The organism is Vibrio sp. Isolate24, assembly GCF_022398215.1.
Lineage (GTDB): Bacteria > Pseudomonadota > Gammaproteobacteria > Enterobacterales > Vibrionaceae > Vibrio > Vibrio coralliilyticus_A.
The window spans coordinates 1,246,395-1,260,895 of record NZ_JAKEUU010000001.1 but is presented as its reverse complement, the minus strand read 5'-3'; the positions used below and the strand labels follow the sequence as shown (position 1 = coordinate 1,260,895).

Here is a 14,501-nt window from a genome sequence, read left to right as displayed (position 1 = left end):
CTTACGACAAAGTGGCGTTTTTGGTCAATTTTGTGCAATCCCCCTCTTTCTAAAAAGAGAAGTGGGTTAAATATCTGAATCCGGACGTAGCTTAACCCAAACTGTGTCATTGCCATGGACGGCAATAGTGCGATTGTATGTTTGGAAACCGTCTTTAGAGACAGTAAACTGATGTTTACCCCTCGGGAGGACAACTTCGACTGGCGTGCTACCATAGTTGACACCGTTTATGGTGACACGATCTTCATACTGATCTGAGCGAACGGTAATGTTTGCCCAGCTTTTCTCTTTATTGTTGCTCTGGTCTTTTTTCGTCACTTCCGCCCCATTCAGGCAGTACCGAGAAGAGACATTTAGTAGTTTACATGCTGCTGACGCTTCTGGACGAGCTTGAAGCTGTGCCTGCATTTCAGTGTAGTAACTGTTATTGCCTTCGAAGCCTGAGCGGATAATTTGGCTCTCTTGAACAAACACGTTGAGTTGAACACCTTTCAGGTTTTGCTTGGCAAGGTTCGCTTCGGTCAGACCGTCAAGTAGCTTAGCTTTGAATGTATTGACTGCACGTTGTTTGGTGAGGTATTTACCTTGATTAGTACACTCACCCAATGTCATGGTTGCTGAACATGTGGTTTTAAACGCGGTGTTGAGTACGTCACTTTCACGAAGTTCGGCATCGAGTCGCTTAACGCGTGCCTCTACTTTCTGTTCCTTAAGGTAAGACAGCTCGGAGTTAATACGAGAGCGTTTCTGCTTTATCTGAGATAAACGCATTTCCTGCTCGGTAATGGCTTGCTCTTGTTCAAGAATTTGTGTTTGGTTTTCTTTCACAGAGGACCAAGCTTGCTGGTACTCTTGTTGGAAAGACAGCAGATCGACATCTGGATCGTCTAGAAGGCGATTATATTGTTTGTCCAGTGCAGACTTAGCGCGATTACGCTTAGCGTTGAGCTCTTGCTCTTCACGCTGGTATTTGCTCAGTTCAGCCCTAAGTTGTTGTAAACGTTCGGACTCACCTTCGAACTCAGCGCCTAGCGCTTGCAGTTCGCTTTGTTTGTTTTCTAACTTACTATCGATAGCTGCGACAGGATCGGCAGAGTCAGCCGTTTCCGCAAAAACCGAAGTCGATACCCATATAGGGCTTAGCGCAATTAAAAGCGCTGGGATGCGACGTGTTATCATATTTCCCTGCAACAATTAACGTTTTATTACCAACGTAAAAACCCAAAAAAGACAAACTTTTGACAGTCCTTGTTCCCCTGCCTCTCCCAAGTTTTTCTTTTATCCCTGCATCTTTCTTTTAACAGATTAATCAGCGTTTGAGCAGAATAATCTCATGAGTGTATATAAAACTTGGATGCTACCTATCATTTTGAGTTGATTGGGGAAATATGCAAGTGAAGATTGAGCATCTGCAAAAAGAAATGTGGCTAGAAGTGACATATACCGTAATTTATGTGCACTTGATCATTCTTCCGAAGCTTATGTTGAACAGCTTTTTCCTGTTTTAGGGACTCGGTTTTAAGCCTAGAGCAAGGTTAGTATTTGCTCGATTGCATATGAGGTTGAATAGATTTCGGATTGAGAAGTTTTTGGTATAACATGCGACTCTAGTGTCATTTAAGATCACAAAACTGTGTTATGAGCTCATCTAAGCACCCAGCATTGACTGGTGAACATGCCAAACTTTTGTCACCTAAGCCTGCGGAGCTAGTGACATTGCCTTCTTATATGGATTGCCATGATCACAGCTATACCCAGATAGTCATTGGCCTGAAAGGGCAGGCGGAGTTTGAAGTCAGTGGGTTTGGTAATTTAGTTGGCCCGGGCCAAGGTTGTGTTGTGAGCTCCGGTTCAGGTCATGCGTTTGGTGGTGTGGTCGGCCAGTCAGATATTCTGGTTTTGAACATGCCCCCTCCGTCAGGAGATGATCCCTTGATGCTACAAAAGCTCAATGAAATCAGTCAGCGTGATACTTATTTTCAGCTCGACGGACAAATCCAGAAGCTCATACAAATGCTGGTGGCTGAGATGCATTCCAACCCAGAAGACTTGCTTCTTAGTCGTGCCTGCAACGATACGGTTATCGCACTTCTCCAGCGTCATATGTCGACGTTTGCTCCTTCGCGCAAAGAATCGCGTTTCGACCTTGAGGCGATTGATCGATATATCGAGCAGCACCTGAGTCAAAAGATCTCAGTTGCTCAATTAGCTGGTAGTGTCTTTCTGGGTGAAAGCCAATTTCACAACTTATTTAAAGAACAGATGGGAATCACACCTCATCAATATGTGCTCGGTAAGCGTATTGATATGGCTAAATCACTGATTGAAAAAGGGCATCTTTCACTTGGCCAAGTGGCAGAACTGACAGGCTTTTCTGGTCAAAGTGCTTTTACCCATACCTTTTCTCGACTGCAAGGCATGTCTCCATCCCGCTACAAGAAACAATTTGGTTAAATAAGAAAAGATTAACCATATATTATTTTGCTCATTTGCATGTGACTCTGTTTTTGTTTTGTTAATAATCAGAGTTTTTAGCAAAAAACTCGGAGCTTTTGACAAGTAATCCTCTCGCGCTCAAAATACACTGCAAACCATTGTAAGAATCCTGATGAATTTATCAGGTTTGAGATTGAGGAAAACGCATGTTTACAGCAACTGATGTGTTGAATGCCGAGTTTGTTGAGCAGCCGCTTAACAAACTGTGGTCATTGATCTCGCCACTTTATATGGTGGACGAATCCCAATGGCTTGAACAATTGTTGCCTTTGGCAATCCCTACTGATGCTGAAAAAGCACAGATCACCGCGAAAACAACTGAGCTGATCGAAACCATCCGCGCAGACAAAAAATCAATCCAGATGATTGATGCTCTGCTGCTTGAGTACAGTTTAGATACTCAAGAAGGTATCTTGTTGATGTGTCTTGCCGAAGCGCTAATGCGTATTCCGGATTCCGCGACTGCAGATGCTTTAATCCGAGATAAGCTCAGTGTTGCTGACTGGAAATCTCACCTTAAGAATTCAGATTCTGTATTCGTTAACGCGTCCACTTGGGGATTGATGCTGACGGGCAAAGTGGTGGGGCTTCCTGAAGCGGATTCTCAAAGTCCTGTCTCAGCAGTCAATCGCCTAGTCAACAAGATGTCAGAGCCAGTGATTCGTAAAGCGATGCATCAGGCTATGAAGGTGATGGGCCATCAGTTTGTTTTGGGTCGAAGCATTGCGGAAGCTCAGAAAAATGGCCGCAACATGCGTGATAAAGGCTTCACTTATTCCTACGATATGCTAGGTGAAGCTGCGCTGACCACTGCAGATGCTAACAAATACTTCAAAGATTACTTAATGGCAATTGAAGCGGTTGGACGCGATAAATATGGGTTAGAGACCAGCCCTGCGCCTTCCGTTTCTATCAAGCTTTCTGCACTTCATCCACGTTATGAGGTGGCAAACGAAGAACGTGTGATGACTGAGTTAGCTGATACGCTAATGCAGCTACTTCGCCGCGCTGTTGAACTTGATGTGGCGATCACTATTGACGCAGAAGAGGCCGATCGTCTTGAACTGTCACTCAAGTTGTTCGAAAAAGTGTATCGCAGTGACTTAGTCAAAGGTTGGGGCAAGTTTGGTCTGGTAATTCAGGCTTATTCAAAACGTGCATTGCCTGTGTTGGTTTGGATTAATGGCCTGGCAAAAGAGCAGGGTGATTTGATCCCGCTGCGTCTAGTTAAAGGTGCGTACTGGGATAGTGAAATAAAATGGTCTCAACAAGCTGGTTACGATAACTATCCAGTTTATACTCGCAAAGAAGCGACGGATGTTGCTTATCTAGCGTGTGCTCGATTCCTACTTTCTGAAAATGTTCGCGGTAATATTTTCCCTCAATTCGCCAGTCACAACGCCCAAACCGTCACATCAATCGCAGTGATGGCTCAGCATAAAGATTACGAATTCCAACGTTTACATGGCATGGGGGATTCCCTATATAACCATGCGATGGAAGCTTACCAGCAGCCAGTTCGTATTTATGCACCTGTGGGTAGCCACAAGGATCTCTTACCATATTTGGTGCGTCGCTTGTTGGAAAATGGTGCAAATAGCTCATTTGTACACCGCTTAGTCGATGCTCGTTGTCCTGTTGAAACATTGACGCAGCATCCTGTCGATATGTTGAAAGCGTTTGATACGCTGAATAATGTCAATATTCCACTGCCACCACAAATATTCCCTGAGCGTCGTAACTCTTACGGTGTCAACGTTGATGTGGAGTCTGAGGCGAAGCCTTTTGAGCAAGCTGTTGAAGGGTTCTTAAATAAGCAATGGATGGCAGGCCCGATCATCAATGGTCAAGCTTATGCTGAAAGCATGATCAAGGAAAATGTGAATACTGAAGTGGTCACAGCGCCTTATGACCGCCGTATTAAAGTCGGTCAGGTAGCCTTTGCATCTCTTGATCATGTTTCCGCAGCGATCGAAGGTGCACAGCAGGCATTTGCAAATTGGCAGAAGAGTGATAAAGCTCTACGAGCAGAGAAGCTGGATAAGTTAGCTGACCTGCTAGAAGAAAACCTCGCTGAGCTTGTGGCACTGTGCCATCAGGAAGCAGGTAAAACAATTCACGACAGCATTGATGAAGTGCGTGAAGCGGTTGATTTCTGTCGCTACTACGCTAAGCAGGTTGATGCTTTAGGTGAGCTTCAGCTACAAGGCTTTGATGGCCAATCTCGTACAGTGTCTCGTCAAGGACGTGGTGTCTTTGTCTGTATCAGTCCATGGAACTTCCCACTGGCGATTTTCCTCGGCCAAATTACCGCTGCTCTTGTTGCGGGTAATACAGTAGTCGCTAAACCAGCAGAGCAAACTAGTTTGATTGCTGCACGTGCAGTTGAGCTGATGAATGATGCAGGTTTCCCTGCGGGGACTATTCAATTGCTGCCAGGTCGCGGTGCTGAAATCGGTTCGGCATTAACCTCTCACTCTGCCATTGCTGGTGTTGCCTTTACGGGTTCAACGGCGACAGCGCAACGAATCAATCAAACATTGGCGGCTCGTGATGCTGAGCCAGTTCCGTTTATCGCGGAAACAGGCGGTCAAAACGCAATGATTGTCGATAGTACAGCGCTACCTGAACAGGTTGTACGTGATGTTATTCGTTCTGCGTTTGCCTCAGCAGGCCAGCGTTGTAGTGCTTTGCGCGTACTGTATGTTCAGGAAGACATCGCTGATCGCATCGTTGCACTGATTCAGGGGGCGATGCAGGAACTGAGTGTCGGCCTTCCTTATCTTCATTCCACCGATGTGGGGCCGGTTATCGATACGACAGCCAAAACCAAACTGGTTAAGCATATTGAGCGTATGACCGCGACGGAAAAGAAAGTGGCTGAACTTACTTTGGGTGAAGAACATCAACACGGTGATTTCGTTGCACCAAGTGCCTTTGAAATTCGTGATATTTCTTGTCTTGAAGAGGAACAGTTTGGTCCGATTCTGCATATTGTGCGCTTCAAGGCCAATGAACTGCATCAGATTGTAGATCGCATTAACAGCACAGGTTTTGGTTTGACTATGGGGATTCATAGCCGTAACGAAACCACTTACCGCTGGATTGAAAAACACGCACGTGTGGGTAACTGCTACATCAACCGTGATCAGGTGGGTGCGGTTGTTGGCGTGCAACCGTTTGGTGGTCAGGGCCTTTCTGGTACGGGGCCAAAAGCTGGCGGCCCGCACTACCTATTCCGTTTTACACAAACTTCGTTTTCTTAATCTGTTGGTAAGGAGAAAGATTATGGTTCATCAAGTAACTCGTTTTTCTGATGCTTACTCAGCTTGGGAAAACTGGAATCTGACTAGCTTTGATTCTAAAAGTGAGTGTTTGCTTTCTTTTAAACAGGCTTTGCAGTTAGAGCAAAAAAACTTAGCGTCCGTGATGGCCTATCATATTGAGCATGCTTCAGCCCTGCTGGCTGAAACACACCAATTGATTGGTCCGACAGGCGAAACTAACGAGTTGTATACCGCTGGCCGTGGGGTGGCGCTCATCATTCAAGAGGAGGCATCTGCGTCTTCTCAGCAGGCGACCGTAGCTCAGCTGACAGCGGCCTTAATTGCTGGTAATAGCATCATCTTGTGCAGTGATGATGCGCAACTTAGCCAGGATTTGGAAGCTGCCTACAAGCAGTCTTCCCTACCTATGAATCTATTACAATTTGCCTCTCTTGATGCATATCATCAGTTACTGGAGTCAGATGTACGTAGTGTTGGATACATAGGTAATCAGGAGGTTGAACGTACAATCAACCGCCAATTAGCGAAACGTTCAGGCGCGATTGTTGGCCTAGTTTCGGAAACGGACGTGACTGCGATTCCGGTCGCACACGATCCACACTTATCGCTTCGCTTTATCACAGAGCGAACGAGAACAATAAATATAACAGCAGTGGGTGGTAACGCGACCTTGCTAGAGCTTGGGAGTGAAGCCCACTAATCCTTTCTCAGAGAGCCCTCACTCTGTGTAAGTGGGGGCGTTCATGGAAGGCGATCTTTTATAAGAGGACAAACACATGGAAAATAGCTTTGCTATTACGACCACGTTTATTGCGTATCTCATTCTGATGCTGGCAATAGGCGTTATTGCATACCAACGAACGAAAAACTCAGCGGATTACTTCTTGGGTGGCCGTTCATTAGGCCCTTGGCCAGCAGCCCTTTCTGCAGGTGCGTCAGATATGAGTGGCTGGTTACTACTAGGGCTTCCTGGTTATGCATACGCTGCCGGTATTGAAGCATTTTGGCTAGCAGGTGGTCTGTTAGTGGGTACTTGGCTGAACTGGTTGATCAGTGCTAAGCGTCTTCGTACTTACAGTATTACGACGGATGCTCTGACGTTGCCTGAATTCCTGTCACGCCGCTTTAATGATAATTCGAAACTGATTCAGGTTATCTCTGCTTTCTTCATCCTTTTATTCTTCCTTTTCTATACCAGCTCTGGTCTAGTAGCAGGCGGAAAACTGTTTGAAACAGTATTCGGATTGGATTACACCACAGCTGTTATCATTGGTACGGTTTGTGTGGTTTCCTACACGCTATTCGGTGGTTTCTTAGCGGTATCATGGACTGATCTTGTACAAGGCCTTCTGATGGCAGCCGCGCTGATGATTGTACCTATTGCAGCGATGGAAGGTGGTTTTGGTCAACTAAGCTCTGATCTCACCAACATCAACCCTCAGTTGCTGACTTTCTGGAATGACACAAAAGGTGAACCCTTGTCAGCGATTGCGATCATCTCTTTGGTTGCGTGGGGCTTAGGTTACTTTGGTCAGCCGCATATCTTGGCTCGTTTCAAAGCTGCTCGCAGCAACAAAGATTTGACCACTGCGCGCCGTATCGCTGTGATTTGGACTGCACTGTCTATGGTTGGCGCAATGCTGGTTGGTCTGGTTGGTCTGATTTACGTTACCAACTCTGGCGTATCCATTGATGACGGCGAGAAGATCTTCATGCTACTGGTGAACTCTATCTTCCATCCGGTTGTAGCGGGTGTTCTACTTGCGGCGATCTTGGCGGCTATCATGAGTACGGCCGATTCACAGCTTCTGGTTTCTTCTTCCGCGTTGGCAGAAGACTTCTATAAGCAGCTGGTGAAGAAAGATGCAAGTTCAGAAGAGATTGTGATGGTTGGCCGTATTGCGGTAGTGGCTATCTCTATCGTGGCGCTAATCCTAGCGATGACGCCAGACAGTTCAGTTCTTAACCTAGTGTCTTACGCTTGGGCAGGCTTTGGGGCGGCATTTGGTCCGGCATTGGTGCTTAGCCTTTACTGGTCTCGCATGAACCGTAATGGCGCGCTTGCGGGTATAGTGATTGGTGGTGTGACTATCGTGGTATGGAAGCAACTAACAGGTGGTTGGTTCGATGTTTACGAAATTGTTCCGGGAATCATCTTCTCTACTATCGCAATTGTGGTTGTGAGCTTGATGACAGGTGAACCAGAAGAATCCGTGAAAGCACAGCACGCTAAGTTTGAAAAACAGCTTACTGAGCTTGAATAAGCAGTGAACTGACGAAACATAAAGCCCCGATATTCGGGGCTTTTTTAATAAAATTGATTGATAATTGAACTTGGTTCACAAATTGAAAATGAAAATTTGAGCAATTGGAACTAAGGCCTTACTAATATGTCCACTATCAATAACGCCATCGCTCACGGAGAAAGAAAATGCCTCAGGTATATTGCCATTGCTGCCAAAAAGTGACTGCTCACAAAGTTGTTATGAAGCGATGCCAAGAAGAGCATGACTCTGTGAAAAAGAGTTTGGCGTGTTTCTTTGCAACCCTCTTCCAGGGTGCCCATTATGTAAAAATGGAAAAGCAGGCGTTTTGTCGTGTGTGCAACACTCAGGCAGACTTAGTCCAAGAGCGTGAGCTCTCGAACGTTGAAGCCGCATAAATTTCTATTCTTGCCAATAAAATTTCTTCTAAAGCTGTTCCTTTATTAGGTTTCATTGACTTGTTTCGATTATGATAAGCATAAAGAAAGACATCTAATCAGAGCGTTAAATGGACTTAGATAGAATTGATCGTGAAATCCTCCGTACCTTAAACCTAAAAGGTCGCCTACCTGTTGTAGAGCTTGCTAAGCAAGTAAACTTGACCACCTCACCTTGCTCTGAAAGGGTTAAACGCCTTGAAAAAGAAGGCTATATCAAGGGCTATCACGCTGAGCTCAGCCCAGAAAAATTGGGTTTAGATGTGCAGGTTTTCATCCATATTCGCCTTGATCAAACCAGTTTCTCAATCTTTGAGAAGTTCGCTAAAGCGGTGGAAGATATGCCAGAGATCGAAGAGTGTTATTCATTATCTGGTGATTTTGACACCATGATTAAGGTTCGAGTTAAAGATATGAAAGCGTATCAGAATTTTATGTCGACTAAGCTGGGTACCCTACCCGGTGTGATTCAGACGCGAAGTGAAGTAGTGATTGAAGAGCACAAAACCAGTTTTGGTGTGAATGCTGATTTAATCGCGACGCTCTAGAAAAAGAAAAGGGAAGCATTCGCTTCCCTTGTTCGTCAATTGTTGGGTTCTACATCAGGCAATGAATGATGATGCGATACCGATTAGACCGCCAAACACGCCGCCCCAAACTACCAGCCAGCCTAAATGCTCTTTAATCATTTTCTGGACGATTTCTTTGACCAGCTTTGGCGTCAGTTCACTTAGACGCTGATCAATAATATTTTCAATGTTAACCTGAATCTCTTCCATCATGGCTGGCGATTCCAGTTGACCCTTTAGGGCTTCTTTAACCGCATCGCTTTGACTGATTTCTACCACCGCTTCCTGCATTTTTTCAACAAAAGGTTCTTTTAATGGCTGTAGGGCTTCAGTGCCGCCAAACATGGCAAGCATACTGCCAAAGGAAGAGTTTGCAATGACATTGACCAGAGAATCAAACGTTGGATTAAAATCGACTTTTTCTAATACGGGCTCAAGGTTCAATGTTTTGCCTGACATTTCTTTGTTTAAGAATCGGTCGATGTTTTCTGCAGTAAAAAACTGTTCCATCATTAGGTTTTTGATTGCCGCTTTAAACTCTTCAAATCGTGCTGGAATAACCCCTGAACCGTATAAACCAGGGACTTTTTCAAACAGCATGTGAATCGCTAACCAGTTGGTGATTGCGCCAGAAAAAGCAAACAAGCCGGCGTAAAACGCGACTTGGTTGTCTGTTTGATAACCGCCAGCTAATAGCGCCAGTGCCAGCACATTTGTCAGTAAACTTTTATTCATTGGTCTTGTTGAACTTGGTTGAATGCGAATGGCGCGAGTATATATCAATTTCTGTGGCAGATTGAATATCGAAAACGAAAAAGCAGAGGCGAAACCTCTGCTTTAATGCTTTTAAACGGGTGGATTAAGCCGTTTGTTTTTGCTGATCTTCGTCGCCGATGAAACCGCCCGTCTGGTGTGCCCAGAGCTGAGCATAAATGCCTTCGTTCTGGATCAGCTCCTGATGAGTACCTTGCTCAACAATTTGTCCTTTGTCCAACACAATCAATCGATCCATTGCGGCGATGGTGGATAGACGATGGGCAATGGCGATAACCGTTTTCCCTTCCATAAGCTCATTGAGGCTTTCTTGAATTGCAGCTTCGACTTCTGAGTCAAGGGCCGAAGTGGCTTCATCCAAAATGAGCAAAGGCGCATCTTTAAGCAGCACACGTGAGATGGCGATACGCTGCCTTTGTCCTCCGGACAACTTGACGCCTCGCTCACCCACCTGAGCATCGTAGCCTTTGTTACCGAATGGGTCACTCAGTGTCTCAATAAACTCGTGTGCATGGGCCTGTTTGGTTGCGCGTAGAAGATCGTCTTCACTGGCATCAGGGTTTCCATAAAGGATATTGTCACGAATTGAGCGGTGTAGCAGTGAGGTATCTTGGGTTACCATACCTATATTGCTGCGCAGAGAGTCTTGAGTGACATCAGAAATCACCTGACCGTCTATCTTAATCTTACCGCTTTCAACATCATGGAAACGAAGGAGCAGGTTGACCAAAGTTGATTTACCTGCGCCAGAGCGACCAACCAGACCGACCTTTTCTCCTGGCTTGATGTTAAGGTTGAGGTGGCTGATCACACCTTTACTCTCGTCACCATAATGGAAACTGACGTCGTCAAACTGGATACCACCTTGCTTAACCGTTAACGGCTTTGCATTGTCTTTATCTTGAATATCAATCGGCTTAGATAGTGTCTTCATGCCATCGACAACAGTCCCCATATTTTCGAATAGGGCGCCGACTTCCCACATAATCCACATAGACATGCCGTTGATACGCAAAGCCAGAGCGATGGCTATAGCAATAGCTCCAATACTGATCGAGTTGTCCATCCAAAGGTAGATAGAGAGAGCACCTATGGTGAAGACCAGCAGGTAGTTAGTGACTTCGACGGCGACGTCAAAGCCGGTCACTAAGCGCATCTGGCGGTAAACAGTATCAAGGAAGCCGCGCATGCCATTTTCTGCGTACACAGTTTCACGTTTGCTGTGGGAAAATAGTTTAACCGTAGCAATGTTGGTATAGCTGTCGACGATACGCCCTGTCATGGTCGAACGTGCATCTGCTTGCTCAGAAGCGACCTTTTTCAATTTAGGTACGAAGTAGATCTGAATAGCGATGTAACACAATAGCCAAATAACCATAGGGATCATCAGACGCCAGTCAGCTTGAGCCAGAAGTACGACGATCGCAGTGAAATATACGGATACATAAACGAAAACGTCCATGGTTTTCATTACGGTTTCACGGACTGCCAGAGAGGTTTGCATCACCTTAGTCGCGACACGACCTGCAAAATCATCCTGATAGAAGTTCAGGCTCTGTTTGAGCAGGTAGCGGTGCGCGAGCCAGCGAATAGACATTGGGTAGTTGCCGAGCAGTGTCTGGTGAACCAATAGTGAATAGGCAACGACCAAAACAGGCATGACAACTAAGAGTAAACCACCATAAAGCATGAGTTCGGATCGGTTTTCTTGCCAGAATGTTTCAGGGTTACTGGTTGACAGCCAGTCAACAAGGTTGCCCATGGCACCAAATAATGACACTTCTACGATGGCCACAACCGTTGCCATCAACGACATCAGGATCAGAGGTACTTCAAACCCGCGAGTGTAATAACGACAGAAAGCAAAAATTCCACTCGGTGGCTGAGAAGGTTCTTCATTAGGAAAAGGTTTCGTGAAACCTTCAAATTTCTTAAACATAACTCGCCTTAAAATTCACAACGCAGAAGAAAGCTATAGATAGCGGTTGCGCTTTGCATCATATGGTAGCTCGTTAATGTGTGAAATGTAACCGTATATCAACCATTTGTTATACCAATAGCTGCATAATATTCAGTCAAAGGGTTTTAAATGTCATTCGATCCATAAAATTTACTGTAAAACTTAAGATTCACAGTAAAAATGTAAAATTGGTATCGATTGTTATGCATGAATTCAGTAATTGTTATCTTAACAATATGTCTACAATTCAGCGTAAGTGAGTGAGATATAACGAGTCTATCGCCATGTTCAAACAGCAAACACAACTAGAAAAGTCAGTTTCTACCGTGCAAAACGCCAACTGTGTGGTAATGGTTCCACCAAAAGAATTTGCGTTTAATGCTGAAACCGCTCGAGACAATGAGTTCCAACATCAAGTCAACGAAACCACGGAGCAAGTTCGCAAGCAAGCGATGCAAGAATTTAATACCATGGTTGGTCAGTTGCGCCAAGCTGGTGTTCAAGTTGTGGAATTTGATTACCCTCTTGGTGAAGTCGAAACGCCCGATGCCGTCTTCCCTAATAACTGGTTCAGCACTACTGCTGATGGTGCTTTGTACACTTTCCCTATGGCGTGTGAAAACCGTCAGCAGGAAGTTCGTCCAGATGCTTTGCGTGAAGCTCTAGAAGCCGCAGGGCGAAAGGTGGTGTCAGAAGATTCTCTGACTGACTACTTGGCTCAAAATGCACATCTAGAAAGTACGGGTGTTATGGTCATTGATCATGTGAATCGTACTATTTATGCGGCGTTGTCACAGCGTTGTGATCGTGAAGTATTGGAAGACTACGCTGAGCGTATCGGTTACGATCGTGTTGTGTCATTCCAGACTGCCTTACCGTCAGGCAAGCCGATCTACCATACGAATGTGATGATGGCGATCGGGGAGCGCTTCTGCGTCATTTGTGACGAAGTGATTCCTGAATTTGAACGTCGTTTTGTACTTAAGTCTCTGGCGAAAGATAAGCAGGTTATTTCTATCAGCCTTGAGCAGATGAACCAGTTCTGTGGCAACATTCTAGAACTTGAAACGGTGAATGGTGACAAAGTGATTGCCATGTCACAATCGGCGTACGATGCCTTCTCATCAGCACAACGTGCCCAACTTGCGAGCCACGGTAAGCTTTTACCTTTCAACGTTCAGACCATCGAGTCGATCGGGGGTGGCAGCGTTCGTTGTATGCTGGGTGAAGTTTTCTTACCAAGCCGGCAGACCCTTCTATAAATATTTAACAACCTGTCATCTGACAGGCTGTTTTCTCTATACAATTTGAAACCCAGCAAATGCCGGGTTTCAAATTGATGAAGCGATTACTTAATCAGCCCCGCTTTTTAATACTTGAATACGCCTGCGTGAAGTGGGCGACGAGCCATCATTGACTATTATGAGCTTTTGGAATGAGGTTCAGTAGACAAAGATGAAAAGAAAAGCAGCCAGTTGGCTGCTTTAGTGATTAGAGTTCGCGGCTTTCGGCAAACTTTTCTAGCCCCAGCACTAGAGCAATGGCACACAACATAAGAACGACAGCGATGCCTATTTGTGCTGGCTGTGACGTGATGGCTTCAAAGTCAAACGGTGATAGATTGCGCTCGACGAGTGGGACTTGCTCACCACTCGAATTCGTCCGCCAGGTTAGAGTCTCTTTCCAAGGCCAGATCTTTGGTAATGTACCAATCATTAAGCCAGTTAAAAAAATCAGAGTCACATCCCTGAAGCGTTTTAGTAGCCAAGACAATACGTGAGAAAAACTCAGCAAGCCAATCACACAGCCAGTGAGAAAGAGCAGCAAGATAGTCACATCCAGTGATTTCACCGCACCTAGAACGGAGCTATACATGCCGATGAGCAACAAAATGAAGCTGCCTGAGATCCCCGGTAAAATCATGGCACAGATGGCGATAGCCCCCGCAAACATGACATTAATATTGGTCGGATCCATTTGAAGTGGTTTGAGGATGGTAATGCTATAAGCAAACCCAACCCCGAGTAATAGGAAGATAAGTCGGCTGATACTTCTTTTTTCAATTTGCTTTAGCATATGGAAGACCGAAACCAGAATTAAGCCAAAGAAGAAAGACCAGAGAGGGATAGGGTGTGTCACTAATAGCCATGAAATTAGCTTTGCCAGAGTCGCAATGCTGGTTAGTACACCACCAAAGAGAGCGATAAGGAATAAGCCATTGATATGATTAAACGCAGCTTTCAATCCATCGCGTTTTAAAATACCAATTAAGCTTGGGTTAATACGCCGGATACTCTCCAATAATGTGTCATAAATACCAGTGATGAAAGCAATGGTACCACCAGAGACTCCTGGTACCACGTCGGCAGCGCCCATAGCTAAGCCTTTGAAGAAAGTAGATAGATAGTTCATTCGTTACAGCGGTTCAGTTTAGGTAGTGGGAGTATATCGGATTGACGTCAAAAAAGTATGAAAATAGTGAATGGATAAACTAGTTGATAAGATACTTGTTTAATATCGAATTGCACTTTTTTGCAAAATGCAATTTTCATTTTGCATTTTCATTATAATAAATTGGTGAAAAGTTGGATCAAGATTAGGGTTTTTGTGGGTTTTAAAGTTGGCACGATACCTGCTTTATTTAAGGTGACCCTTATTAAGCCGAGGGTCACCTAGCCAACTGACGTTGTTAGTGAATGAACTTGTTCACACAA

The 14,501-nt window shown here is 45.1% G+C and carries 11 protein-coding genes; 7 read left to right on the top strand and 4 right to left on the bottom strand.

The window, feature by feature from the left end; all coding sequences use genetic code 11:
• Positions 1 to 66: 66 nt before the first annotated feature.
• The gene (locus L1D23_RS05440; RefSeq protein WP_239835595.1) at positions 67 to 1,179 is read right to left on the bottom strand and encodes a PEGA domain-containing protein; all 1,113 of its coding nucleotides are present in this window, start codon (positions 1,177 to 1,179) and stop codon (positions 67 to 69) included.
• Positions 1,180 to 1,638: 459 nt separating this feature from the next.
• On the opposite strand from L1D23_RS05440, the gene L1D23_RS05435 reads away from it, so the two are divergent.
• The 6 genes from L1D23_RS05435 (at position 1,639) to L1D23_RS05410 (ending at position 9,032) form a co-directional block, all read left to right on the top strand.
• Entirely contained in the window at positions 1,639 to 2,454 is an 816-nt protein-coding gene (locus L1D23_RS05435; RefSeq protein ID WP_239864703.1) for an AraC family transcriptional regulator, read from the top strand.
• Positions 2,455 to 2,642: 188 nt separating this feature from the next.
• Positions 2,643 to 5,762: a bifunctional proline dehydrogenase/L-glutamate gamma-semialdehyde dehydrogenase PutA gene (gene putA / locus L1D23_RS05430; protein WP_239864701.1), complete on the top strand. Its 3,120-nt coding sequence runs from the start codon at positions 2,643 to 2,645 to the stop codon at positions 5,760 to 5,762.
• 22 nt (positions 5,763 to 5,784) lie between these two features.
• Entirely contained in the window at positions 5,785 to 6,483 is a 699-nt protein-coding gene (locus L1D23_RS05425) for a 1-pyrroline-5-carboxylate dehydrogenase (RefSeq protein ID WP_239835592.1), read from the top strand.
• 76 nt (positions 6,484 to 6,559) lie between these two features.
• Positions 6,560 to 8,047 (top strand): sodium/proline symporter PutP, encoded by a 1,488-nt coding sequence (gene putP, locus L1D23_RS05420; RefSeq protein ID WP_239864699.1) that lies wholly within the window; start codon positions 6,560 to 6,562, stop codon positions 8,045 to 8,047.
• 167 nt (positions 8,048 to 8,214) lie between these two features.
• Positions 8,215 to 8,445: a hypothetical protein gene (locus L1D23_RS05415; RefSeq protein WP_239864697.1), complete on the top strand. Its 231-nt coding sequence runs from the start codon at positions 8,215 to 8,217 to the stop codon at positions 8,443 to 8,445.
• A 110-nt stretch (positions 8,446 to 8,555) separates the two neighbouring features.
• Entirely contained in the window at positions 8,556 to 9,032 is a 477-nt protein-coding gene (locus L1D23_RS05410) for an Lrp/AsnC ligand binding domain-containing protein (protein WP_239864695.1), read from the top strand.
• 54 nt (positions 9,033 to 9,086) lie between these two features.
• On the opposite strand, the gene L1D23_RS05405 is transcribed toward L1D23_RS05410, so the two are convergent.
• Together L1D23_RS05405 and L1D23_RS05400 are read right to left on the bottom strand one after the other, a co-directional pair.
• Entirely contained in the window at positions 9,087 to 9,788 is a 702-nt protein-coding gene (locus L1D23_RS05405) for a DUF445 domain-containing protein (protein WP_239864694.1), read from the bottom strand.
• Between the two features lie 124 nt (positions 9,789 to 9,912).
• Positions 9,913 to 11,766, bottom strand: coding sequence for an ABC transporter ATP-binding protein (locus L1D23_RS05400; RefSeq protein WP_239864692.1), 1,854 nt, complete (start codon positions 11,764 to 11,766; stop codon positions 9,913 to 9,915).
• Between the two features lie 305 nt (positions 11,767 to 12,071).
• Between L1D23_RS05400 and L1D23_RS05395 the strand changes: the two genes are divergently transcribed.
• Positions 12,072 to 13,049, top strand: a complete 978-nt coding sequence (locus L1D23_RS05395) for an arginine deiminase-related protein (protein ID WP_239835586.1) — start codon at positions 12,072 to 12,074, stop codon at positions 13,047 to 13,049.
• Between the two features lie 229 nt (positions 13,050 to 13,278).
• Here L1D23_RS05395 and L1D23_RS05390 read toward each other — a convergent pair whose 3' ends face one another.
• Complete coding sequence (locus L1D23_RS05390; protein WP_239835585.1) at positions 13,279 to 14,199, bottom strand: DUF368 domain-containing protein; 921 nt, start codon at positions 14,197 to 14,199, stop codon at positions 13,279 to 13,281.
• Positions 14,200 to 14,501 lie beyond the last annotated feature (302 nt).